General features: G+C 70.6%; 21 protein-coding genes and 1 pseudogene. 20 read left to right on the top strand and 2 right to left on the bottom strand.

Annotated features, from left to right (window positions below; all coding sequences use genetic code 11):
* Positions 1-197 (top strand): annotated as a pseudogene (locus MTQ12_RS14205) (cytochrome ubiquinol oxidase subunit I); the annotation flags it as partial.
* Here the strand turns inward: MTQ12_RS14205 and MTQ12_RS14200 are convergent.
* The gene (locus MTQ12_RS14200) at positions 143-868 is read right to left on the bottom strand and encodes a vitamin K epoxide reductase family protein (RefSeq protein WP_247619143.1); all 726 of its coding nucleotides are present in this window, start codon (positions 866-868) and stop codon (positions 143-145) included. The pseudogene MTQ12_RS14205 and the gene MTQ12_RS14200 sit on opposite strands and share 55 nt — an antisense overlap.
* Positions 869-1,211: 343 nt before the next feature.
* On the opposite strand from MTQ12_RS14200, the gene MTQ12_RS14195 reads away from it, so the two are divergent.
* From MTQ12_RS14195 to MTQ12_RS14130, 14 genes are all read left to right on the top strand, one after another.
* Complete coding sequence (locus tag MTQ12_RS14195; protein ID WP_247619142.1) at positions 1,212-4,550, top strand: Rne/Rng family ribonuclease; 3,339 nt, start codon at positions 1,212-1,214, stop codon at positions 4,548-4,550.
* A gap of 235 nt (positions 4,551-4,785) precedes the next feature.
* Entirely contained in the window at positions 4,786-6,360 is a 1,575-nt protein-coding gene (locus MTQ12_RS14190; RefSeq protein WP_137319463.1) for an alanine/glycine:cation symporter family protein, read from the top strand.
* 114 nt (positions 6,361-6,474) lie between these two features.
* The gene (gene malQ, locus MTQ12_RS14185; RefSeq protein WP_247619141.1) at positions 6,475-8,922 is read left to right on the top strand and encodes a 4-alpha-glucanotransferase; all 2,448 of its coding nucleotides are present in this window, start codon (positions 6,475-6,477) and stop codon (positions 8,920-8,922) included.
* Positions 8,912-9,217: a chorismate mutase gene (locus MTQ12_RS14180; RefSeq protein ID WP_137319465.1), complete on the top strand. Its 306-nt coding sequence runs from the start codon at positions 8,912-8,914 to the stop codon at positions 9,215-9,217. Before malQ ends, MTQ12_RS14180 begins: the two co-directional genes overlap by 11 nt.
* A 221-nt stretch (positions 9,218-9,438) precedes the next feature.
* Complete coding sequence (rplU, locus tag MTQ12_RS14175; protein WP_137319466.1) at positions 9,439-9,747, top strand: 50S ribosomal protein L21; 309 nt, start codon at positions 9,439-9,441, stop codon at positions 9,745-9,747.
* 36 nt (positions 9,748-9,783) lie between these two features.
* Positions 9,784-10,035, top strand: a complete 252-nt coding sequence (rpmA, locus tag MTQ12_RS14170) for a 50S ribosomal protein L27 (RefSeq protein ID WP_137319467.1) — start codon at positions 9,784-9,786, stop codon at positions 10,033-10,035.
* A gap of 133 nt (positions 10,036-10,168) precedes the next feature.
* Positions 10,169-11,695 carry a GTPase ObgE gene (gene obgE / locus MTQ12_RS14165; protein WP_247619140.1) on the top strand — a complete coding sequence of 509 codons (1,527 nt, stop codon included), beginning with the start codon at positions 10,169-10,171 and terminating at the stop codon, positions 11,693-11,695.
* The gene (gene proB, locus MTQ12_RS14160) at positions 11,692-12,852 is read left to right on the top strand and encodes a glutamate 5-kinase (RefSeq protein ID WP_247619139.1); all 1,161 of its coding nucleotides are present in this window, start codon (positions 11,692-11,694) and stop codon (positions 12,850-12,852) included. Before obgE ends, proB begins: the two co-directional genes overlap by 4 nt.
* 12 nt (positions 12,853-12,864) lie before the next feature.
* On the top strand, positions 12,865-14,166 hold the full coding sequence (locus MTQ12_RS14155; protein WP_247619138.1) for a glutamate-5-semialdehyde dehydrogenase: 1,302 nt from the start codon (positions 12,865-12,867) through the stop codon (positions 14,164-14,166).
* 110 nt (positions 14,167-14,276) lie between these two features.
* Complete coding sequence (locus tag MTQ12_RS14150) at positions 14,277-14,435, top strand: hypothetical protein (protein ID WP_247619137.1); 159 nt, start codon at positions 14,277-14,279, stop codon at positions 14,433-14,435.
* 1 nt (position 14,436) lies between these two features.
* Positions 14,437-15,042 (top strand): nicotinate-nucleotide adenylyltransferase, encoded by a 606-nt coding sequence (gene nadD / locus MTQ12_RS14145; RefSeq protein ID WP_247619136.1) that lies wholly within the window; start codon positions 14,437-14,439, stop codon positions 15,040-15,042.
* Positions 15,035-16,417 carry a hypothetical protein gene (locus MTQ12_RS14140; RefSeq protein ID WP_247619135.1) on the top strand — a complete coding sequence of 461 codons (1,383 nt, stop codon included), beginning with the start codon at positions 15,035-15,037 and terminating at the stop codon, positions 16,415-16,417. Before nadD ends, MTQ12_RS14140 begins: the two co-directional genes overlap by 8 nt.
* A 55-nt stretch (positions 16,418-16,472) precedes the next feature.
* On the top strand, positions 16,473-16,880 hold the full coding sequence (rsfS, locus tag MTQ12_RS14135) for a ribosome silencing factor (RefSeq protein ID WP_137319473.1): 408 nt from the start codon (positions 16,473-16,475) through the stop codon (positions 16,878-16,880).
* Between the two features lie 3 nt (positions 16,881-16,883).
* Complete coding sequence (locus MTQ12_RS14130; RefSeq protein ID WP_247619134.1) at positions 16,884-17,504, top strand: histidine phosphatase family protein; 621 nt, start codon at positions 16,884-16,886, stop codon at positions 17,502-17,504.
* Positions 17,505-17,516: 12 nt separating this feature from the next.
* Here the strand turns inward: MTQ12_RS14130 and MTQ12_RS14125 are convergent, their stop codons facing one another.
* Positions 17,517-18,614 (bottom strand): glycosyltransferase family 1 protein, encoded by a 1,098-nt coding sequence (locus tag MTQ12_RS14125; protein WP_247619133.1) that lies wholly within the window; start codon positions 18,612-18,614, stop codon positions 17,517-17,519.
* Positions 18,615-18,815: 201 nt separating this feature from the next.
* Between MTQ12_RS14125 and MTQ12_RS14120 the strand changes: the two genes are divergently transcribed.
* From MTQ12_RS14120 to MTQ12_RS14100, 5 genes are read left to right on the top strand one after another with little or no spacing between them, the layout of a single operon-like run.
* Positions 18,816-21,866, top strand: coding sequence for a DUF4040 family protein (locus MTQ12_RS14120; RefSeq protein WP_247619132.1), 3,051 nt, complete (start codon positions 18,816-18,818; stop codon positions 21,864-21,866).
* Positions 21,863-22,195 (top strand): cation:proton antiporter subunit C, encoded by a 333-nt coding sequence (locus tag MTQ12_RS14115; RefSeq protein ID WP_137319477.1) that lies wholly within the window; start codon positions 21,863-21,865, stop codon positions 22,193-22,195. The genes MTQ12_RS14120 and MTQ12_RS14115 overlap by 4 nt, the downstream gene beginning before the upstream one ends.
* A complete protein-coding gene (locus MTQ12_RS14110; protein WP_137319478.1) occupies positions 22,192-23,709 on the top strand; it encodes a monovalent cation/H+ antiporter subunit D family protein in 1,518 nt (505 codons plus the stop codon). The genes MTQ12_RS14115 and MTQ12_RS14110 overlap by 4 nt, the downstream gene beginning before the upstream one ends.
* Positions 23,706-24,161 carry a Na+/H+ antiporter subunit E gene (locus MTQ12_RS14105; protein ID WP_247619131.1) on the top strand — a complete coding sequence of 152 codons (456 nt, stop codon included), beginning with the start codon at positions 23,706-23,708 and terminating at the stop codon, positions 24,159-24,161. The genes MTQ12_RS14110 and MTQ12_RS14105 overlap by 4 nt, the downstream gene beginning before the upstream one ends.
* A complete protein-coding gene (locus MTQ12_RS14100) occupies positions 24,158-24,418 on the top strand; it encodes a transporter (RefSeq protein WP_137319480.1) in 261 nt (86 codons plus the stop codon). Before MTQ12_RS14105 ends, MTQ12_RS14100 begins: the two co-directional genes overlap by 4 nt.

The following is a 24,418-nucleotide window of genomic DNA, read 5'->3' as shown; positions in this document are numbered from 1 at the left end:
GGGGCTACGGCTCCTCCCTCGAGTGGGCGACCTCGTGCCCGCCGCCGCGCCACAACTTCACCTCGCTGCCCCGGATCCGCTCCGAGCGCCCTGCGTTCGACGCGAACCACCCGGAGCTGCTCGAGCTCCTGGAGCTCTCCCGTCAGCCGACGAGCGAGCCGAAGAACACCCAGAAGCGGAACACGATGGACGCATAGACGAGGATCAGCCAGAGCACGGCGATGATGAGCGCGGTGCCGGCGATCGCCCGCACGACCCCGTTGTCGCGCAGCCCGGCGCCGAGGTTCCCGGCGATGACGTTGTAACCGGTGACCACGCAGAACAGCGGGATCGTCACGGTCCACACGACGATGCACCACGGGCAGCCGATCCCGATGACGAAGATCGAGGAGTAGTAGAGGTACATCACGAGCACGGTGCCGGCGAGCAGGCCGAGATTCAGGCCGACCATCACCCAGCCGGGGACCCGGGTGCGGGTGATGAGGAGGACACCGAGCAGGAGCGGGAAGATGAACGCCGCGATCCCGAGGAACTGATTGGGGAACCCGAAGATCTGCGACTGCTCGAACGCCATGACGCTGCCGCAGGAGAAGAACGGATTGAAGTCGCACGACAGCGTCGCCGAGGGGTTCTCGAGCAGCCGGACCTTGTCGATCGAGAGTTCGAAGGACGCGAGGAAGCCGATGACCGAGCTCACGACGAGGAAGACCCCGAGCTTGACCTCGTCCATGAACCAGGGCCCCCGGGAACGCGCCCCGGGGTCGAGGTGTCCTTCGCCGTCGTCGAACCGGGTGCCGTCGGACCCGGAATCGCCGAATTCCGCGTCGTCGTGCTCGTGGCCGGTGGTGGAGGAATGCGATGCGCTCACCCCGCCAGAATGCACCTGCTCGGTGCGCGGGCACAAGCGCGGGCATGCGGCACCCGCCGTCCCGCGGCCCGTTCGACGGTCTGCCGGGGTGCCTGTGACATAATGTTCATGGCGACCCGCCATTCACACCAAGCGGGTCTCCCGCTTCCACCGAGCCTGGCTCTCCCGCCGGCAGGTAACAAGACGAAGCGGCATGGGCCTGGCCACCGCGCCGACACTATCGCGCGAGCCGCCCCTGTACGCCACAGGTTTTTGGATCCGGGTACGCACCCGGACACCGGTCGAACCGCAGCGCAGGCGAGTCGGTGTGCCGCCCGCCGCTCGGTGTTAGGAGCAGTGCACCATGACGAACACCCCAGAGGACCAGCAGGATCCCACCGCCGGGATCCTCGCGGATCTCGAGAACCTCCGCGCAGAGCACGAATCCCGGACGGACGGATCCGGTCAGGTCGATGAGGACACCCGCGCCCGCCTCGACTCACTGGCCGATGCGGCCGGTTCGCTCCGCGAGCCCGCCGCACCGCCGGTGCGCCGCGACTCCGGGAACCCGGACGAGGCCGAGGCGCCCCGCACCGCCCGGGACGAGTCGGCACCGCGCTCGGCGCGTTCCGCCGTCGCCAACCGCGGACTGATCTTCGAGTCCGCCGTGAGCGGTGCGGACGAGTCCGACGACCATGACGATCCCGCCCCCGTACAGGCCGCCGCCCCCGCGCAGGTGGACCTCCGCAATCCCTTCGCCTTCAACCAGGCGTTCTCCGCCCCTGAGGAGCCGGTGACCTTCGAAGCCGCCCCGATCCCCACCGGCGGAGGACTGCTGTTCCAGCCGCCCCAGCCCGAGCTCGCCGAGCAGGTCGACTCGGAGTGGGACGAGGACGACGTGGACGAGTTCGACGACGACTCCGCGGACGACGACACCGACAATCGTGACGACTCCGAGGATTCCGACGACTCCGGGGACGAGGGCGACAGCGACGACGACCGCGGCCGCCGCGACGGCCGCCGCTCGCGCTCCCGCGGATCCGGCCGCCGCTCCCGCCGGCGTTCGGACGGCTCGGGGAACGGGGATTCCGGCGACGGCGATTCCGCTGACGACTCCCGGGACGATGCCCGCGACACCGACGACTCCGACGACGACTCGGACGACTCCGACTCCCAGCCGCGCCGCCGCCGGCGCGGCGGTCGCGGCCGGCGGTCGCGCAACCGCGACCAGCAGGACGACTCCGACGCGTCGAACGGGCAGGACTCCGATGACGACTCGGAGGACACCGAGGACTCCGGCAGCGGTGGCTCGAACCGGTCCCGCCGCCGCTCCGGACGCGGTTCGGGCCGCGGTTCGCAGCAGGACCAGGATCGCAGGGGCGGCCAGGACGATTCCGGCCGCGGCGATGACTCCGCCGACGACGACACCGAGGACGGCTCGAACGGCCGCCGTCGCCGCCGCACCCGCAGCCGCAGGCCCGCGGGCGGAGGGTCCGACGACAGCCAGGTCACCGGTCTCAAGGGCTCGACCCGGCTCGAGGCCAAGCGCCAGCGCCGGCGCGAGGGACGCGAGGCCGGTCGCCGTCGGCCCGTCATCACCGAGGCGGAGTTCCTCGCCCGCCGCGAATCCGTCGAGCGCACCATGCTCGTGCGCGAGACCGAGGGCCGCACACAGCTCGTCGTGCTCGAGGACGGCATCGCCGTCGAGCACTACCTCAGCGAGGCGAAGGCCCACGCCTCGATCATCGGCAACGTCTACCTCGGCAAGGTGCAGAACGTGCTCCCGAGCATGGAGGCCGCGTTCGTCGACATCGGCAAGGGCCGCAACGCGGTCCTCTACGCCGGGGAGGTCAACTGGGACGTCCTCGGGATGGAGGGCAAGCCGCGCCGCATCGAGGTCGCGCTCAACCCCGGGGATCCCGTGCTCGTCCAGGTCACCAAGGACCCGATCGGCCACAAGGGCGCCCGGCTCACCAGCCAGGTCTCGCTGCCCGGTCGCTTCCTCGTCTACGTGCCCGGCAATTCGATGACCGGGATCTCGCGCAAGCTGCCCGATACCGAGCGCCAACGGCTCAAGAAGGTGCTCAAGGAGCTCGTGCCCGGCTCGTCCGGCGTCATCGTCCGCACCGCCGCCGAGGGCGCCTCGGAGTCGGAGCTCGGGCGCGACGTCGAACGGCTGTCGAAGCGCTGGGAGTCGATCGAGAAGAAGTCGAAGTCGACCAAGGTGCAGGCCCCGCAGCTGCTCTACAGCGAGCCCGACATGACCGTCCGGATCATCCGCGACGTGTTCAACGAGGACTTCTCCGCCCTCGTCGTCGACGGCGACAAGGTGTGGGAGACCATCCGCGAGTACGTCGAGGCCGTCGCGCCCGACCTCCTCGACCGGGTGAGCCGGTACGAGGCGGACGGCGACATCTTCGAGCACTACCGGGTGGCCGAGCAGATCGAGAAGGCGCTCGATCGCAAGGTCAACCTGCCCTCGGGCGGCTCCCTCGTCATCGACCGCACCGAGGCGATGACGGTCATCGACGTCAACACGGGCAAGTTCACCGGTTCCGGGGGCAACCTCGAGGAGACGGTGACGAAGAACAACCTCGAGGCGGCCGAAGAGGTCATCCGCCAGCTGCGGCTGCGCGACATCGGCGGCATCATCGTCGTCGACTTCATCGACATGGTCCTCGAGTCGAACCGCGACCTCGTGGTCCGGCGCCTCATCGAGTGCTTGGGCCGGGACCGCACCAAGCACCAGGTCGCCGAGGTGACCTCGCTAGGACTCGTGCAGATGACCCGCAAGCGGATCGGAACCGGTCTGGCCGAGTCGCTCGCCCAGGCGGGCGAGGACTTCACCGGGCGCGGCCTGCTGCTCCCGGGCACCGAGCCGGAGCAATCCGGGCGCGGCCAGTCGCAGGGCCGCTCCTCGCGCCGCCGGAAGGGGCAGGACTCCGCCAAGGACTCCCGCCAGGACCAGCGCCGGAACGACTCCGAGCCGATCGACGAGGAGAAGCAGGACGCCTCGCGCTCGGCGGTCGCCGCGATCGCCAAGGCCACCCTCAAGAAGGACGAGGACGCGGCGGAGGCCTCGGCCGCGGACGCCGAGGAGGTGCCCGGGGACGGGACCGCGGCCGGGACACCCGCAGCGGACGAGTCCGGCGAGGGATCCCGCACGGGCGGGTCGGGTGATCCCGATCCCGGCTCGGACGGCTCCGAGGAGAAGACCGCGGGTCGCCGCTCGAGCCGCCGCGGCCGTGGCCGGGGGAGCAGGCGGGGCGGCGCACAGAGCGACGACTCCCGGAGCGAGGACACCCGGAGCGAGGACGCACCCGCGACCGCGGTGCAGTCCGAGCCCGCACGGTCCGACTCCGGCACCGAGGACTCCCAGCCTGCCGACTCCGGGGCAACCGGCACCGTGCCCGGAACTGCGCCTGCCGAGGACGCCGAGCCGGCGGAGCCGAAGCGCGCCGCCCGGAAGCCGCGTGCCAAGCGCACACCGACGAAGCCCACCGGCCCGGCGCCGCTGATGATCGGCGCGGACAGCGCGACCCGTGTCCAGCAGGCGCCGCAGGTGCAGGAGAAGCCGGAGCCGGCACCGCAGGCATCGGAGTCGAAGCCGGTCGAGAAGCCGGCGGACACCAAGCCGGCGGAGACGAAGCCTGCGGAGACGAAGGCGGCGCTGCCGGTGCTCATGATCGGCATGGACGGCTGAGCGCGCGACGCGGCTGAGATCAGCCGGATTCGGAGCGCACAGGACGTGCCAGCGGCGGCCGGGGACCTTGGGTCCCCGGCCGCCGTTGTCGTCCGTCCGACCTGGGCCGAGGCTGGGCCGAAAGGAGTGTGGTGCGCGTCACCTGCTGTGACCGAGGTAACAGTTGAGTAACCAAACCGGGCGCCACCCTGTCCTGGCTTGATTCAGGTCACATTCTCGTGGAGTTTAGTGAACCATGAGTAGAACATCGATACAGGCTGACATCCTTGCGGCCGAACTGTCCCCGATCGAGCAGCGGGTCGACTCGGTCCTGTCCCCGTTCGTCACCGCGTTCTCGAACATCATCTTCTTCCCGATCACCATCGGCGGCGTGAGCTTCCCGATCGTCGTCGCCTGGCTCATCATCGGTGCCCTGGTGTTCACGATCTACACGGGATTCATCCAGTTCCGCGGCTTCGGCGTCGCGCTCGAGGTGGTGCGCGGCAAGTACTCCTCGAAGGACGACCCGGGTGAGGTCACCCACTTCCAGGCCCTGTCCTCGGCGCTGTCCGGCACCGTCGGCCTCGGCAACATCGCCGGCGTCGGCGCCGCGATCGCCATGGGCGGCCCCGGCGCGACCTTCTGGATGATCGTCGCCGGTCTGCTCGGCATGGCGACGAAGTTCGTCGAGTGCACACTCGGCGTCAAGTACCGCACCATCGACTCCGACGGCGTCGTCCACGGCGGTCCCTTCAAGTACCTGCCCGTCGCCTTCCGCAAGTTCTCCACCCCGGTCGCCACCGTGCTCACCGGCGTGTTCGCCATCGCCATCCTCCTCTTCGGCGTCGCCGGCGGCGGCATGTTCCAGGCCAACCAGACCTTCGCGCAGCTGAAGAACGTCACCGGCGGCAGCGAGGGGGTGCTCGGCGGCCAGTGGGCCGGCCTCATCGTCGGCATCATCATCGCCGTCCTCGTCGGCCTCGTCATCATCGGCGGCATCAAGTCGATCGGTCGGGTCACCGACAAGCTCGTCCCGGGCATGGGCATCCTTTACGTCGTGTCCTGCCTCATCGTGCTCATCGGCAACTTCGGTCACATCCCGGCGGCCTTCGGCGAGATCGTCTCCGGCGCCTTCAGCCCGCAGGGCATCGCCGGCGGCTTCCTCGGCGTCATGATCGTCGGCTTCCAGCGTGCGGCCTTCTCCAACGAGGCCGGCATCGGCTCGGCTCCGATCGCCCACTCGGCGGTGAAGACCCGTCGTCCGGTCTCCGAGGGCTTCGTCGCCCTGCTCGAGCCCTTCATCGACACCGTCGTCGTGTGTACCATGACCGCGCTGACGATCATCATCGCCGACCAGGCCTCCTACTCGCAGGCGCAGCAGGACTACGCCGCGGAGGGTGTGTCGCCCGACGGCGTCACGCTGGTCTCCGACGCGTTCACCACGATCGCCGGCTGGTGGCCCATCCTGCTCGCGATCGCCGTCACCCTGTTCGCCTTCTCCACCCTCATCACCTGGGCGTACTACGGCGAGAAGGCCTGGCACTACCTGTTCGGCCGCCGCAAGGCCACGGACATCGTGTTCCGCCTCATCCTCATGGCGTTCATCATCATCGGCTGTGTCGCGACCTTCGGCCAGGTCATCAACTTCGCCGATGCCGCGCTGTTCATGTGCGCCTTCATCAACATCCTCGGCCTGTACATGCTCATGCCGGTCGTCAAGCGCGAGATGAAGAAGTACCTCGCGGACCGCAGGGCGGGCACCCTGCACGAGCTCGGTGCCGAGGACGAGCAGGAGCTCGTCGAGATCCGCCAGGAGCAGGGCAACCTGTGATCCCACGGAAGCTCTTCCGCGACTGAGCTGCACCTGCGGAGGCCGGAACCCCTGGGGTTCCGGCCTCCGTCGTGCGCGCACCGGATCGCCCCGCCGTCCGACTAAGCTGGGAGCATGGCAGAGCAGTCCTCCTCATCCGCAGCGCCCCATTTCGTCACCGACATGACCGGGCCCCTCCACCGGCTCGCACAGGCGCTCGGCGTCCAGCCCGAGTACCGCTCCGCCGAGGGCGAGACCGTGCAGATCCCCGACCGCACGCTCGCTGCCGTGCTCACCGCGCTCGGTGCGCGCTGCGAGACGCGTGCGCAGGTCGAGGACGGGCTCCGTGCCCTCGACGACGCGCGATTCGCGCGGCCCCTGCCGGCGTTCGCCCACCAGTTCGCCGGAAACTCCGCGCGGATCCCGTTCACCCTGCCGGAGGGGGAGCGCTTCGGCCTGTCGCTCATGACCGAGTCCGGCACCCGCGTCCCGCTCACCGAGGTCGGGCCGGTGACGGAGACGCGCACCGTGATGACCGAGGGCGCGCCGGTGCTGCGACAGGTGCGCACGGTGGCGATCCCCGCCGACCTGCCGCTCGGCGAGCACACGATCACCCTGACGAGCGGTCACCGCGCGGACACCATGCCGTTCATCGTCGCTCCGCGCACCGTCCCCACCGTCGAGGACGTCACCGCCGCCGCGATGGCGGCATCCGACAGCCACCGTCGCCCCTGGGGGATCACCGTGCAGCTCTACTCGCTGCGCTCGCGCATCTCGTGGGGGACCGGCGATTTCGGCGACCTCCGCGACCTCATGGCGATCAGTGCCGAACAGGGCGCGGACTTCGTGCTCATCAACCCCATCCATGCGCAGGCGCCGGTGCCGCCGGTGGAGAACTCCCCGTACCTCCCGTCGAGCCGCCAGGCGATCGACCCGATCTACATCCGGATCGAGGACGTCCCCGAGGCCGCCTACATCGACACCGACCAGCGGCTGGCGATCCAGTCGCTCGCCCGGCGCTGGGGGAAGCCGGCGATCACCGCCGATCCGATCGACCGCGACCGGATCATCGCGGACAAGATCGCCGCCCTCGAGCTCCTCTACAAGGTCCCCGTGGGCGCCGCCCGGCGGGCGAAGTTCCGCCGTTTCGTCGAGCGCGCACCGCAGGGGATGCGCGACTGGGCGGTCTTCAACGCGATCTACCGCCACGCGAGCAGCGGCGGGGCCAAGGCGAAGCGCGCCGCGAAGTCCCTGCAGAAGGACAGCGCACGCTCCGGTAAGGACACGGTGCGCATCCTCGCCACCGGCGTCGCCTGGCCGCAGGAGATGACCGGTCCGCGCGCCGAGGCGGTGCGCGAGTTCGAGGCCGAGCACGCCGGGGACATCGAGTTCTGGATGTGGACGCAGTTCATCGCCGCCGAGCAGCTGCGCCGGGCCCAGCGCACCGCGCGCGAGCTCGGGATGCGGATCGGTCTCGTCACCGACCTCGCCGTCGGCGTGTCCGCGGGCGGGGCCGACTCCTGGACCCTCGACACGTTCCTCGCCACCGACGCCACCGTCGGTGCGCCCGCCGACTTCTACAACCAGCAGGGCCAGGACTGGTCGCAGCCGCCGTGGCACCCTCGGCGTCTCGCCGACGCCGGCTACGCCCCGCTGCGCGACCTGTTCCGCACCGCCTTCACCGGTGCCGGCGGCATCCGCATCGACCACATCATGGGCCTGTTCCGACTGTGGTGGGTGCCGCGCGGCAACGCTCCCAAGGACGGCGCCTACGTCTCCTACGACTCCGAGGCGATCCTCGCCGTGCTTGCGCTCGAGGCGCACCGGGCCGGCGTGCTCGTCATCGGCGAGGACCTCGGCACCGTCGGCCCCGGGGTGCGCGAGCGGCTCACGGAGCTGGGGGTGCTCGGCACCTCGGTGCTGTGGTTCGAGCAGACCGAGTCGGGACTCACCGACCCCCGGGACTACCGCTCGCTCAGCCTGGCGACCCTCAACACCCACGACATGCATCCGACCGCCGGGTACCTCAACCTCGCCGACATCGAGCTGTCCGAGGAGCTCGGGCTGCTCGATGCCGACCCCCGCGAGGTCTACACCGGGGAGCGCAGCAACCGGCAGGACGCCCTCAAGACCATCGCGGAGGCCGGCGGCCTCGAGCCGACCGACACCATGGTGGGCACGATCGACGACGTGTGGCCGGTGACGGTGGGCCTCCACGCCTACCTCGCCCGCACCTCGGCCCAGCTCGTCGGGATCGCGCTCGCCGATGTCGTGGGGGAGACGCGGGCGCAGAACAAACCGGGCACCTCCGAGGAGTACCCCAACTGGACGCTGCCGCTCACCGACGGCACCGGCGCGCCGGTGGTGCTCGACGACCTCGACGGCGGGGACCGGCTGCCGGTCATCGCCCGGATCATGAACGCCTCCGCCCACGAGGTCGCCGCGGACCGGCCGGTGGCCCCCGCTACCATGGACGAGGAGCGGCCTGTCGGACCCGAGCCCGCAGCCGTCGCGGAGTCCGGGACGCGGCCGTCGGACGCCGCCACCACCGCCCCCGACACCGAGGACGACGATGAGCGCTGAGATCCCCGCCGAGCTCGCCCGGCTGCGCGGCAGCATCGACAACGTCGACGCCGCCCTCCTCCACATCCTCGCCGAGCGCTTCAAGCTCACCGAGCGGGTGGGCGAGCTCAAGGCGCGCCACGACCTGCCCGCCGCCGACCCGGCCCGGGAGTCACGGCAGGTCGAGCGGCTGCGGCGGCTCGCCGCGGAGGCCAACCTCGACCCCGAGTTCGCGGAGAAGTTCCTCGCGTTCATCGTCGCCGAGGTGATCCGCCATCACGAGCGGATCGCCGAAGAGCACCGCGACGGGCGCTGAGACCGCCGCCGCCGTGCCCCCTGTGCGATTTGTCCCCGGGGTCGGATCGACGGTACGATGGTGCGTCGGTGCACAAGCGCCACGGTGGGTTCTTCCTTCCAATGGGCAGCGCGGATCATGGGCAGGCGCCCGAATCCCGTTCGGCCAAGGGAGAGCTGCCGTCACAGCAGACGTGAGCAGCCCGGAGCTGTCCGCGCAGAACACATGAGAAGAGGTTCGACATGGTCTATGCCATCGTCCGTGCCGGCGGCCATCAGGAGAAGGTCAGCGTCGGCGACATCATCACCGTCAATCGTATGAAGGCGGCCGCAGGCGACACCGTCGAGCTCGCCGCTGTTCTGCACGTGGACGGCGACACCGTCACCCATGACGCCGACAAGCTCGCCCAGGTGAAGGTCTCCGCCGAGGTCGTCGACGAGCTCCGCGGTCCGAAGATCGTGATCCAGAAGTACAAGAACAAGACCGGGTACAAGAAGCGGCAGGGCCACCGTCAGGACCTCACCCGCCTCAAGATCACCGACATCAAGTAAGACCGACACCGACTTTTCTTTCGCAGGAGAATAACCATGGCAACTAAAAAGGGAGCGAGCTCGACTCGCAACGGTCGTGACTCCAACGCCAAGCGCCTCGGAGTGAAGCGTTTCGGGGGCCAGGTCGTCAGCGCCGGTGAGATCCTCGTCCGGCAGCGCGGCACCCGTTTCCACCCCGGTCAGAACGTCGGCCGCGGCGGCGACGACACCCTCTTCGCCCTCGCGGCGGGCACCGTGGAGTTCGGTGCCAAGAGCGGCCGCAAGGTCGTCAACATCATCGCCGGCTGAGACGCCGAGCGACCGGCAGCACCGGTCGGCTCGTGGGCACGCGCCCGCTGAGCACGTTCCGCACGTGGATGGGGTGAGCCCGCTGGGCTCGCCCCATTCCCGTACCCGCACCATCCGAACGCAAAGGACGGCCATGGCCACGGAGTTCATCGATCGCGTCACCCTGCACGTGTCCGCAGGCGACGGCGGCAACGGCTGCGCCTCGATCCGCCGGGAGAAGTTCAAGCCGCTCGGCGGCCCGGACGGTGCGAACGGGGGCGACGGCGGCGACGTGGTGCTCCTCGTCGACGACCAGACGACCACCCTGCTGCCCTACCACCGCAACCCGCACCGCTCCGCCCCCAACGGCGGGATCGGCAAGGGCGATCTGCACCACGGCGCCGACGGCGAGACCCTCGTGCTCCCGGTGCCGGTGGGCACCGTGGTCAAGAGCATCGCCGGCGAGGTCATCGCCGACCTCGTCGAGCCCGGCACGGAGTTCGTCGCCGCCGCCGGTGGGCGCGGGGGGCTCGGCAACGCCGCCCTCGCCTCGACCAAGCGCAAGGCCCCGGGATTCGCCCTCCTCGGCGAGCCCGGCGAGACCCGCGACCTCGTGCTCGAGCTCAAGTCCGTCGCGGACATCGCGCTCATCGGCTTCCCGTCGGCCGGGAAGTCGAGCCTCATCGCCGCGCTGTCCGCCGCCCGACCCAAGATCGCGGAGTACCCGTTCACCACGCTCGTCCCCAACCTCGGCGTCGTCGAGGCCGGGGACGTCCGCTTCACCGTCGCCGACGTCCCGGGACTCATCCCGGGCGCATCCGAGGGCCGCGGCCTGGGACTCGAGTTCCTCCGCCACGTCGAGCGCTGCGCCGCACTCGTCCACGTCATCGACATGGCGACGTGGGAGCCCGGCCGCGACCCGGTGTCCGACCTCGCGACGATCGAGGCCGAGCTCGCGCAGTACGCCGTCGACATCGCCCATGACGGCGGCGACCTGCTCCCGCTCACCGAGCGCCCCACCCTCGTCGCGCTCAACAAGATCGACATCCCTGACGGGCAGGACCTCGCCGATATCGTCCGCGCCGACCTCGAGGCCGCCGGCTACCGCGTGTTCGACGTGTCCGCCGTGTCCCACCGCGGCCTGCGCGAGCTGTCCTTCGCGATGGCCGAGCTCGTCGCCGCCGAGCGCGCCCGCCGCGAGGCCGAGCCCGCCGTGCCCGAACGGATCGTCATCCGGCCCCGGGCCGTCGACGACGCCGGCTTCCGGGTGACGGTCGAGGAGACCGCCGACGGGCCGGTGTTCCGGATCCTCGGCGACAAGCCCGAGCGCTGGATCGTGCAGACCGACTTCGCCAACGACGAGGCCGTCGGCTACCTCGGCGACCGGCTCGAGCGCCTCGGCGTCGAGGAGGAGCTGTTCAAGGCCGGTGCCGTGCCCGGCTCCACCGTGGTCATCGGCCCCGGGGCCGGCGTCGTCTTCGACTGGGACCCGACGATGGTCGGCGGGGCGGAGCTGCTCGGCCAGCGCGGGACCGACCTGCGCCTCGAGGAGACCGGGCGCGCCTCCCGCAAGGAGCGCAAGGCCGCCTTCCACGAGCGGATGGATGCCAAGGCCGAGGCGCGCGCCGTGCTCGAGGCCGAGCGCCTCGCGGAGAAGCGCGCCCGGGAGTCCGGCGCGTGACCGCTCCGGCCGGGGCGGGGGCCGATCTCGCCGCAGTGCGTACGGCGGTGTCCGGCGCCAAGCGGGTCGTTGTCAAGATCGGCTCGTCCTCGCTCACCTCCGTGGCCGGCGGGCTCGACCACGCCCACCTGCACGCGCTCACTGCGGCACTCGCCGCCCACCGCGCCGCTGGGCACGAGGTCATCCTCGTGTCCTCCGGCGCGATCGCCGCCGGGCTCGAGCCGATGGGGATCTCCCGGCGCCCCAAGGACCTCGCCACCCAGCAGGCCGCGGCGGGCGTGGGCCAGAGCCTCCTCATGGCCGCCTACACCCATGCCCTGGCCGGGCACGGGGTGGTCCCCGGCCAGGTGCTGCTCACCGCTGACGACCTCATCCGACGCTCGCACTACCGCAACGCGCAGCGGGCGGTCGACCGGCTGCTCGCACTCGGCATCATGCCGATCGTCAACGAGAACGACACCGTCGCCACCCGGGAGATCCGGTTCGGCGACAACGACCGGCTCGCCGCCCTCGTCGCCCATCTCGCCCACGCCGATGCGCTCGTCCTGCTCTCCGACGTCGATGCTCTCTACACCGCGCCGCCCGGCACCCCCGGGGCCGTCCACGTGCCCTTCGTCGCCGGATCCGACGACCTCGCGGCGGTGGGGATCGGCGGGGTCGGCGAGGCCGGCGTCGGGACCGGCGGCATGCTCACCAAGGTCCAGGCCGCGACGATGGCCGCCGACTCCGGCATCCCCACCGTCCTCACCTCCGCACCGCAGGTCGCACAAGCGCTCGCCGGCGCGGATCTCGGCACGTACTTCGGCGTCACCCACCGGCGCCGGCAGACCCGCCTGCTGTGGCTCGCCCACCTCGCGGAGACCCACGGCTCCGTCCACGTCGACGCCGGCGCGGCGCGGGCGCTGCTGCGGCGCGGCACCTCGCTGCTGGCCGCCGGCGTGACCGCGGTGAGCGGCGAGTTCGAGGCAGGGGACCCTGTCGACGTGCGCGATCCGGCCGGGGACCTCATCGCGCGCGGGATGGTGAATTTCGCCTCCCACGAGCTGCCGGGCATGTTCGGGATGTCGATCGACGCACTTGGCGACAGGTTCGGCGGCGACTACCGTAAAGAGGTCATCCATCGCAACGACCTCGTCCTCACGGATGCGGTGTTCTAGGAAAGCAACGCTATGACCGACATTCCCACGCCCACGCCCGACATCGACCAGAAGACCGTGCGCGGAGTCACCCGGACGGTGCGCGCGGCCAAGGCGGCCTCCTTCGCGCTGGCTGCCGCGTCCACGACGGACAAGAACTCCGCGCTCGAGGCGATCGCCCGCATCCTCGAGGAGAACACCGAGGACATCCGGGCGGCCAACGCCGAGGACATCGAGACCGCCCGGAAGAAGGACACCCCGGAGGCGATGATCGACCGCCTCACGCTCACCGACGAGCGGATCGCGCAGATCGCCGCCGCGGTGCGCGAGGTCGTCGCCCTGCCGGATCCGGTGGGCGACGTCGTGGTCGGTCGGACCCTGCCCAACGGCATCCTGCTGCGCCAGGAGCGCGTGCCGATGGGCGTCGTCGGCGCGATCTACGAGGCCCGCCCCAACGTCACCGTCGACATCGCGGTGCTCGCACTCAAGAGCGGCAACGCGGTGGTGCTGCGCGGCGGCTCCGCGGCGCGCTCCTCGAACACCCTGCTCATCGAGCTGCTGCGCCGCGCGGTCGCCTCGACCGGGCTGCCCGCCGACGCCGTGCAGGGGATCGACGAGTACGGCCGCGCCGGAGCCAAGGTGCTCATGCAGGCGCGCGACCACGTCGACCTGCTGATCCCGCGCGGGGGAGCGGAGCTGATCTCCGCAGTCGTGCGCGAATCGATCGTGCCGGTGATCGAGACCGGGGTGGGCAATGTCCACATGTTCCTCGATGCGAGCGCTCCCGTGGGCATGGCCGGCGACCTCGTGATCAACTCGAAGACGCAGCGGCCGAGCGTGTGCAATGCGCTCGAGACCCTGCTCGTCCACGAGAAGGCCGCCAAGAGGGTGCTGCCCCGGGTGCTCGCCCGCCTCGACGAGGCCGGGGTCGTCGTCCACGCCGACTCCGACGTCGCGCAGCACGCGCCCGAGGGCATGCGCACCAAGCGGGTGACCCGCCGCGACTGGGCCAAGGAATACCTCCAGCTCGAGCTCGCGGTGAAGATCGTCGCCGGGCTCGACGAGGCGATCGAGCACATCCGCGCCTACTCCTCGGGTCACACCGAGGTCATCGTGACCAACGAGCTCGACAAGGCGGAGCGGTTCGTCGCGGCGATCGATTCCGCGGCGGTCGGGATCAACGTGTCGACCCGCTTCACCGACGGCGGCGAGTTCGGGCTCGGGGCGGAGGTGGGGATCTCCACCCAGAAGCTCCACGCGCGCGGCCCCATGGGACTGGCCCAGCTCACCACCACCAAGTGGATCATGCGCGGCAGCGGGCAGGTCCGCGGCTGACACGATCCCCGTCCCACGGCACGTTGCGTGGGGCACCTGCGTACAATGCATGAGAAACTGTTGAGGACCATCACCCCGACCGCACGCGGTCGTGAGACAAGGAGCACTCCGTGACGACGTCCATCCTGCTGGCCCAGGCCGAAGAGGCCCATCACACCGTGGTGGACCTGCCGATGCACCCGATCTTCTTCGGCCTCATCGCGTTCGCGGCGCTCATGCTGCTGATGTTCATCACCATGTCGTGGAAGGGCATCTCGCACCGCCACTGATATGAGTCTCTCCTCACGCCGGGTCGGTGTCATGGGCGGCACCTTCGACCCGATCCATCACGGACACCTGGTCGCCGCCAGCGAGGTGGCGACCAAGTTCGCGCTCGACGAGGTGGTCTTCGTGCCGACCGGCCGCCCGTACCAGAAGAGCACGCGGGAGGTGACGCCCCCGGAGCACCGCTACCTCATGACGGTGATCGCGACGGCGTCGAACCCGCGCTTCACGGTGTCGCGCGTCGACGTCGACCGGCCGGGGGACACGTACACCATCGACACCCTGCGCGACCTCCGCGCGGAGTACGGGGAGTCCACGGAGCTGTTCTTCATCACCGGGGCCGACGCCCTGGCGCAGATCATGACGTGGAAGGACCTCGACGAGCTGTTCTCGATGGCGCACTTCGTCGGCGTCACCCGGCCCGGCCACGAGCTCGTGGTCGACGGCCTGCCGGCGGAGGGCCTGAGCCTGCTGCAGATCCCGGCCCTGGCGATCTCCTCGACGGACTGCCGGGCGCGGGTGAAGGACGATCTGCCGGTCTGGTACCTCGTGCCGGACGGCGTTGTACAGTACATCGCAAAACACGAGTTGTACAGGAGTGAGCATGGCTGAGCAGTTCATGACGCGCAAGGAACGCCGGGAGGCGGAACGGCGCGCGGCTGCTGCCGGTGCCGTACAGACGGAGTCCTCTCCCCAGCAGGGAGATCCCGCTCGGACCGAGGCCCCGACCCAGCAGCCATCGACCCAGCAGGCGCCTCCGGCCGCCCGCGCGGAGTCTGCGTCTTCGGCGCCGACCCCGCAGTCGGAGATCCCGGCCTTCGAAGACACACCGTTCGAGCCCGACCGGCACGAACGCGGACCGCTGGCGTCGGACCACCCCCAGCGAGAGGCCGCTCCGCGCGACGCAGCGAGTTCCGTCAACCTCCGGAACCTCCCGGGAGGCACGGGTCGGCCCGGCGTCGGCGCCGATGACATCCCGCACTTCGCCACTCGTGCCGAGCGGAAGCGCTACCTGCGCGAGCACGGGCTCGAGCCGCCCCCGGTCGACGCGGAGGACGGCCCCTCGAGCGGCGAGCAGGATGCCGAGCCCGCTCGGGAGGACGGTGAGCCGCGCAACGGCCCCGGTGCTGCTCCGGAGCACTCGTCCGCTGCGTCCGCACCCGCCGCACCCCCTGCGGCGCCGTCGCCGGCGCCTCCGCCCGCTTCTGCGGAAGAACCGGTCCCCGTACGCCCGGACGCTCCGGCCCGGGACACCGCGGGCCATGATCTCACCGCCCGTCGCCAGGCCGCGGCACGCCCGCAGATCAGCACCGCTACGGCGTCTGCCGCAGACCCGGCCGGACTCGACTTCGGCGGGCCGGACGACTCCGCGGCGAACGGCGCGGCGGCCTCCCGCGCCCGTCGCACCCCGGTGGTGCATCCGCCCACATCGCAGAGCATCCGGGTGGTGACCGGCGCGACCTCGCTCGCCCGCACCCAGGCCGCGATGGACGCCGCCCGCCGCGCCGAGCTCGAGGAGCAGTCCGGGTCCGCTGGGTCCGACTCCGGTCGAGACACCGCCGGGCCCGCTGCCCGGACCGCACCGAGCGGGTCCGCGAAGACGGGCGGAACGCAGACCGGAGCCGGAGCACGGCCCGCGACGTCGACGGACGAGGAGCCGATCGTCTCCCGGCCCGCCGCCGAGCACACCTCGGACGACGAGCAGGTGCGTCGGGCCGCGGCGCACCCGCCCACCCAGCCGATCTCCTCGGTCGACGCCGACGAGGACGGCGAGTCCGACGGACCGGTGTGGGATCTGCCCAACGCGGAGGTGGGCGAGGAGATCGAGAACCCTCCCGCGTCGCCGCTGAGCGCACGCAACGTCACCGGCCAGGACGGCGACATCCTCATCGGGGAGCGTCCTTCGAAGGTGCCCTACGTCCTGCTCGGGGTGTCTGCGGCGATCGCGCTCGTCCTCGTCGTCATCGCGCTCCTGCTCATCTTCTGATTCCCGACCCGCTCGCTCCCGCCCTCTGCATCCCGATGCCCCCGAAAGGACATGCGTGACGGCCACTCCCGCAGCCACCGCACTCGCCCGCACCGCCGCCGCAGCCGCCGCCGACAAGCTCGGGACCGACATCGTCGGCCTCGACGTCAGCGCCCAGCTCGCGCTCACCGACGTCTTCGTCATCGCCTCCGCGACCAACGAGCGCCAGGTCAAGGCCATCGTCGACGGCGTGGAGGAGGCGCTCCTCAAGGAGCACGACGTCAAGCGCGTGCGGCGTGAGAACGGCGACGGGAACTGGGTGCTCATCGACTTCGACGACATCGTCGTCCACGTGTTCACCGAGGAGGACCGGCAGTTCTACGCCCTCGAGCGGCTGTGGAGCGACTGCCCGGTCGTCGACCTCGACCTGCCTGCCGTCGCCGGTGCTGACGCCGCGGAGACCCGCGGCACCGCGGAGGCCTGAGCCGTGGTCGCCTCGCTCATCCTGCTGCGCCACGGGCAGACGGACTACAACGCCGAAGGACGATTCCAGGGTCAAGCGGACATCCCGCTCAACGAGCTCGGCCGCTCCCAGGCCCGCGCGGCCGCCGAGGCGCTCGCCGGCTCCGGCATCGACCGGATCGTGTCCTCCGACCTCGCCCGTGCCTACGAGACCGCCCAGGCCCTGGCGGCCCGGACCGGCGCCGGGCTCGAGGCGGACCCGCTGCTCCGCGAGATCTCCGTCGGGGAATGGCAGGGTCGCACCCGGGCGGAGATCGCGGAGATCTGGCCCGACCAGCTCGCCGCCTGGCAGTCCGGCGTGGACATGCGGCCGCCGGGCGGGGAGAGCCGCAGGGAGTCCTCGGCCCGCGTCGTCGCAGCGATCCGCGAGATCGTCGCCGGCGCCGGAGCGGAGGAGACGCTCGCCGTCGTCGCCCACGGCGCTGTGCTCCGCGGGGCCGCTGAGGAGCTCCTCGGCCTGGGCCGCGAGGGCGCCGGGTACCTCGGCGTCATGGCGAACTGCGGCTACGGCGTGCTCACCCCGCGCCGCGACATCTGGGTGCTGCGCTCCTGGGGCGCGAGCTCCGACCCCGCCGCCATCGCCTGATCCGGCGCCGGATCAGCGTCGCGTCCGCTCGGCGTGGAGGGAACGGGCGAGGTCGAGGAGCACCTCGGCGGACGATTCCCAGGAGAACTCCGCGGCCCTGACCTGCGCCGCCTGGGCGCGGGCGGCCCACACCTCGGGCACGGATAGCGCGGAGACGGCGTGCGCGATGTCGGCGGGATCGTGCGGGTCGAAGAACTCCGCGACCCCGTCGGCGAGCTCCCGGAAGATCGGCAGCTCGCTCACCGCGACCGGCACCCCGCGCGCCATCGCCTCGACGACGGGGAGCCCGAAGCCCTCATCGAGCGAGGCCGTGACGAGCGCGGTCGCCGAATCGAGGAGCGCGGCGTATTCCTCGTCGCTCACCCCGCGGTGGAACACGACGCGCGCCCGGTCGGGGACGAGCGCCCGCAGCTCCCGCTCGCGGGCCGGGGTGATCCGGCTCGGCAGGTGGAGCGTCCAGCCCGGCAGGTGCGCGAGCGCGCGGATGAGCGCCTCGACGTTCTTGTAGGGGAGGAACGCCCCCATGTAGACGAGCGAGCGGGCGTCGTGGCCGGGCGCGCGGGCAGGCAGCTCCGGCGGGGGAGCGACGGCATTGGGCACGACGTGCACCGGCCGCGAGGTGAGCGCATGCTCGGCGACGAGCCGGGCCGTCGTGCGGCTCACCACTGCGACGGCGTCCGCGCGGTCGAGCATCAGCCGCTGCGGCCAGTACGCCCGGTGGTAGAGCCGCCACGCCCCGCGCACCACCGCCGGCAGGTCCGTCGGCGGCTGCGGGTGCGCGTAGTAGATGAGGTCGTGGAGGGTGAGGACGAGCGCGTGGTCGCGGCCCCAGGAGCCCATCACCTGCATCGTCGAGAACACGACATCGGCACCCAGGGCGTCGAGCCGTTTGGCGATGGTCAGCTCGGCCGGGGACGTCGGATGGTTGAGGACGACGTACGGGGTGTCGGGCAGCAGCGCGAGCTGCGCCTCGTCGTGGATGATCGCGATGACCTCGACCTCGGTCCCGCAGGTGACCTCGAGGAGTGCGGCGAGCAGGCACGAGCCGTAGCGGGAGATCCCGTCGTGGCGATCGGTGCGGGTGAACCGGGCATCGAAGAACAGCTTCATGGTGCATCAGCCTAGAGGAGTGCGCCGCTGCCTCCTTGGGCCGAGCCGATGAGCGTTCGGACCGGTTTGTCGACTTTCCGTCGGCTCTCACCATTTTGCTGAGGATCGTACAGTTTCGCTAGGATCGACAACCATGAAGTCAATGGTCGGGACCCGGATGTCCTCGTGTGCATCGCGTGGCAGGACGGGAGCCGTCGACACATGACGATCCTCGTGACCGTGGGCATCCTCGCAGCCCTCCTCGTCCTCACCCCGCTCGTCACCGCCGGGCTCGGACGCCATGCCGGGTGGGTGCTGGGAGTCGCGTATCTGGCCGCGGCCGCGGCCTTCCTGCCCGCTGTCACCGAGGTCCTCGCCGGCGGCACCGTCGAAGCCGCCTGGGAATGGGTCCCGAGCCTCGACGTCGCCCTGGCCTTCCGGGTCGACGGGATCGGCGTGGTCTTCACCCTCATCGCCCTCGTCATCGGCGCGTTCGTGCTCTTCTACTCGACGGCCTACCTGTCGCCGGGCCCGAACCTCAGCTTCTACTGGCTCATGGCGACATTCACCTTCGCGATGGTCGTGCTCGTCCTCACCGACGACCTGCTCGTGCTCTTCATCGCGTGGGAGGTCACCTCGCTCGCGTCGTTCATGCTCATCGCCCGGTCCGGCGCCGCCGCCCACCCGGCGTCGCTGCGCACGATGTTCATCACCTTCATCGGCGGTCTCGGCCTGCTCGTGGCGATCGGCTTCATCATCGCCCGCACCGGCACGACCTCGATCCACGCCGCGCTCACCGACGAGGTGTGGGGCGCCGATCCGGCATTCACCACGACGGTCGCACTGCTCGTCGCGCTCGCCGCGATGACGAAGTCCGCGCAGTTCCCGTTCCACTCCTGGCTGCCCGACGCGATGGCCGCCGCCACCCCGGTGAGCGCCTATCTCCACGCCGCGGCGGTCGTCAAGGCCGGCATCTTCCTCCTCATCCGGTTCAGCCCGGCCTTCCACTCCACCCCGGCGTGGAATGCGGTGCTCATCGTCGCCGGACTCATCACCACCGCGATCGGCGGCTGGTTCGCCCTCAACCAGGTCGACCTCAAGAAGCTCATGGCCTACTCGACGGTGAGCCAGCTCGGCCTCATCGTCGCCGCGATCGGCGTCGGCACCGAGCTCGCGCTCTCTGCCGCCGTGCTCCACGTCATCGCCCATGCCCTGTTCAAGTCCGGCCTGTTCATGATGGTCGGCGTCGTCGACCACATCGGCCACACCCGCGACTTCGGGAAGATTCCGCAGCTCTTCCGCGTGTCCCCGCTCGCCTTCGTCGTCACGATCATCGGCACCGCCTCGATGGCCGGCATCCCGCCGCTGCTCGGCTTCGCCTCGAAGGAGACCGTGTTCATGGGACTCGGCGAGGCGCCGGGTGCGGCGTGGACCGGCTGGGCCGCGCTCATCGCCGCGGCCGCGGCCTCCGTGCTCACCTTCGCCTACTGCGCCAAGGTCGTGTTCGGCGCGTTCGTCGACGGTCCGGCCCCGGACCGGGAGCGGCTCGGACGCACCGACGGCGTCATGCTCACCTTCGCAGCGCTGCCGATCCTCGCCTCTGTGCCGCTGGCCTTCATGCTCCCGACGGTCGAGCGCCTCGTCGTCCCCGCGGCCGCTGCCGCACTGCCCGGCACCGACCCCCACCCGCACCTCGCGCTGTGGCACGGGATCTCCCCGGAGCTCATCGCCTCGATCCTCATCATCGCCGCCGGCATCGCCATCATCCTCGCCCGCCGCACGGTGTTCCCGTTCTTCATGCGTGCCCGCCTGCCGTTCGACGGCGCCGATGTCATCAGCGGCATCACCCGCGGCCTCGAGTCCGCCGGCCGCGGCGCCAGCGGACTCGTCGCCCCGGTCCGCGCCGCGCCGCACGTGCGCGCGATCCTCGGACTGCTCTCCCTCGTGATCTTCGGCGGCACCCTGGCGATCGCGCTCGGCCCCGGTCTGCCGCCGGTGCAGCCGGACCTGTCGCGCCCGATCGACCTCGTCCTCCTCGTCCTCATCGGCTTCTCCGTGCTCGCCGTGTGCTTCGCACGCTCGCGGATGACCGCGACGGTCGCGCTGTCGGCCGTCGGCATCCTCGCGACCGTGCAGATCATGGCGCTCGGCGCCCCCGACGTCACACTCACCCAGCTGCTCGTCGAGGCGATGACGATCATCGTCATCATGCTCGTCCTGCAGAAGCTCCCGCGCACCTTCTGGCGGTACCGCAAGCGCACGCAGACCCGGCGCGGGATCTTCGCCGTGTTCGTCGGCGTCGCCGTCGGCACCGCGGTGTGGGTGATGACCGGTCGCCGGGAGCGCTCCGAGATCGCGCTCTACTACCTCCACGAGGCCCCGGAGATCAGCGGCGGCTCGAACATCGTCAACACGATCCTCGTGGAGTTCCGTGCACTCGATACGCTCGGCGAGCTCACCGTGCTCGGGATGGCCGGGATCGCGATCGTCGCGGTGCTGTCCTCGGTCCGCGACAAGTTCATCGACCCGCCCGCCGCGGACATCCCCGAGGTGCCGCGCACCCCGTGGCTCAGCCTGCGACCGCGCGGCTCGGTCGCCCATCGCGCGGTCATGGTCGCCTGGCCCAACGTCATCCCGATGCAGCTCATGGTGCGCGTCCTCGGCCCGATCCTCGCGATCGCCTCCGCGCTGATCTTCTGGCGCGGCCACAACGAGCCCGGCGGCGGCTTCATCGCCGCGCTCGTCGGCTCCGCGATCGTCGGCCTGCTCTACATGTCGACCTCGAAGGACCGCGCGATCGGTCCGCCGCGCGCCCCGCTCATCCTCATCGGCGGCGGCGTCATGGTCGCCGTCCTCACCGGGTTCGTCGGCCTGATCTTCGCCGGCTCGTTCCTCGAACCGATCCACGGGTACATCTTCGGCGAGCACTTCACCACCTCGCTGCTGTTCGACGTCGGCGTGTACATGGCCGTGGTGGGACTCATCCTCGTGTCCTTCAACCTGCTCGGCACCTCGGACTCGGCGTTCACCCCGGCCGGCGACGACGTCCTCACCGACGGGCAGATGCAGCGCGACGTCGACGCGCTGCCGTTCGAGGGCACGCGCGAGCGCGCGGACGAGATGATGTACGGCGAGCTCCACGGCCCGCTCGACGCGACCCGGGGTGAGCGCCCGCAGGCCGGTGCGCTCGTCAAGCCCCAGCGGAGGAGTCGGCTCGGCGTGCGGTCGAAGCACATGTCCACCGGCGAGCAGCACCAGGAGCGTGGCGAATGATCCTCGCAGTGACCGTCGGAATCCTCGTCGCCGGAGGCGTCTACCTGCTGCTGCAGCGCTCCATGGTGCGCGCGGTGTTCGGACTCACGCTGATCTCCCACGCGGCGAACTTCGCGCTGCTCGCCTCCGGTGTGACGGCATGGCGCGGCGAGCCGCTCGAAGGGCGCACCGACCCCTCGATCGCCGCGGACCCGCTGCCCCAGGCGTTCGTGCTCACCGCGATCGTCATCACCCTCGCGATCACGATCTTCATGCTCGCGATGGCCGTGCTCGGCCACGACGACGACCAGCACACGCCGCCGAACACGGGGGAGGCCCGCGAACAGTGAACTCCGCTCTCCTCCTGCTCATCATCGCGATCCCGCTCGGCGCCTCGGCGCTGTCGACGATCGTCCGCTCCCGGCTCCTCGACCGGATCCTCCTCATCGGCATCCCCGCCCTCATCACGGCGGCGGGCCTGTACCTGCTCGCGGTGCACACCCGGGAGCCGGTGATCGCGCATTCCGTGGGCGGCTTCGTGGACGGACTGGCGATTCCGTTCGTGTCCGACACCTTCGCCGCGCTGCTGCTCACCGTCACCTCGGTCGCCGCGCTCGTGTGCTCGTGGTTCCTCATCGCCACCGGCGAGGACCAGTACCGATTCATGCCCGCGCTCATCCTCATGATGCTCACCGGTGTGTACGGTGCGATCCTCACCGGTGATCTCTTCAACCTCTTCGTCTTCGTCGAGGTCATGGTGCTGCCGTCCTACGCGCTCATCGCGGTGACCGGCACCTGGCGGCGGCTCGGGGTGGGCCGGATGTTCGTCATGGTCAACCTCCTGACCTCGACGATCCTCCTCATCGGAGTCGGCTTCGTCTACGGCTCGCTCGGCACGGTCAACCTCGCGCTCATCGCGGAGATGGAGGAGATCCCACCGGCCGGGCAGCTCGCGATCGGCGTCGTGCTCACCGCGCTGTTCGTCAAGGCCGGTGCCGCGCCGGTGCACGGCTGGCTCGTCCGCAGCTACCCGAACACCTCCGCCGGCATGATGGCGCTGTTCTCCGGTCTCCACACCAAGGTCGCGCTCTATGCGATCTACCGGGTCTACTCCTCGGTGTTCGTCGAGCCCCCGGTCTGGTCGTGGGTCGTCGCGGTCATCGTCGTCGTCACCATCCTGCTGGCGGTGCTCTCCGCGTTCGGCGAGATCCGCGTGCGCAACGTGCTCGCCTTCCAGATGGTGTCCGGTGTCGGCCACATCCTCATCGGCGTCGTCCTCATGAGTGCCGCCGCGCTGTCCGCCGGCACGTTCTACCTCACCCACCACATCATCACCATGGCGGGACTGCTGCTGACCATGGGTGCCGTCGAGCAGACCTACGGCACGGGCGCGTTCAAGAAGCTCTCCGGGGTCGCTGGGCGCGAGAAATGGGCGACCGTGCTCATGGTGGTCGGCCTGTTCTCCCTCATCGGCCTGCCCCCGACCTCCGGCGTGTGGGGCAAGATCGGGCTCATCCGGGCCTCGGCGGCGGACGAGTCCGTACTCGGCCCCGTGCTCATCGGCGCGGTGATCCTCGGGTCGCTCATCAGCATCCTCGCCCTGCAGCGGCTGTGGGCGAACTCCTTCTGGGGTGAGCCGATGACGCACTACCACCCGGACTCGCTGAGCACCGGGCGAGCCGCGCTCACCGAGCTGCCGGACTCCGTACGGATCCGCACGCGCCTGCTCCTGCCGGGCACGGTGATGATCGCGCTGTCCGTCGGTCTGTTCCTGTTCCCTGATCTGCTGTTCGCGGTGACCGAGCGGGCCGCGGAGGACCTCCTGCACACGGTCCCCTACATCGAGGCGGTGCGCACACGATGATGAATCCGTTCCGGGCGATCGGCTACAGCCTGTGGATCGGCAAGGAGATCGTCACCGGCACTGTCGATGTCCTCACGGGGATCTTCAAGGCGGGGGAGTACGGTCGGCCGATGATCGTCGAGCTCCCGCTGCGCTGCGAGACGGACGTCGAGATCACCCTCATGGCCTCCTCGATCACCATCACTCCGGGCACGCTCGTCGTCGCCTCGGCTGCGGCGGACGAGCGGTCGCGTGCGACGCTCTTCGTCCATGCGCTGTTCGGGGAGTCCGAGGCGGACGTGCTCGAGGGCCTGTACGAGATGGAGGACCGGCTGCTGCACATGACGCGCGGACGGAAGCCCGAGCCGATCAGCAGCTGGACCGCCGTCCAGAGGCCGAGCGGTGACGCCGGCTCGCCGGGAGAATCCGGGACGACCGGTGAAGCCGGATCGACGGAGAGGAGTGCCCAGTGACCATCGTGCTGTGGATCTGCATCGGCCTGCTCGCGCTGGCGATCGTGGTGGGCCTCTGCCGGGTGCTCACCGCCAAGGACATGGGCTCGCGGGCGATCGTCGGCGACCTCGTGTACTTCTCCGCGATCGGCATCCTCACGTTCATCGCGATGCTCGTCGACCTCTCGATCGTGCTCGACGTGATCTTCCTGTCGTCGATGCTCGGCATCCTCGCCACCGTGGCCCTGTCCCGCATCCAGACGAGAGGCCACCGCTGA

This window comes from Brevibacterium sp. R8603A2 (assembly GCF_023072605.1).
In the GTDB taxonomy this organism is placed as follows: domain Bacteria; phylum Actinomycetota; class Actinomycetes; order Actinomycetales; family Brevibacteriaceae; genus Brevibacterium; species Brevibacterium pityocampae.
This window is presented reverse-complemented; position numbering and strand designations above follow the sequence as displayed.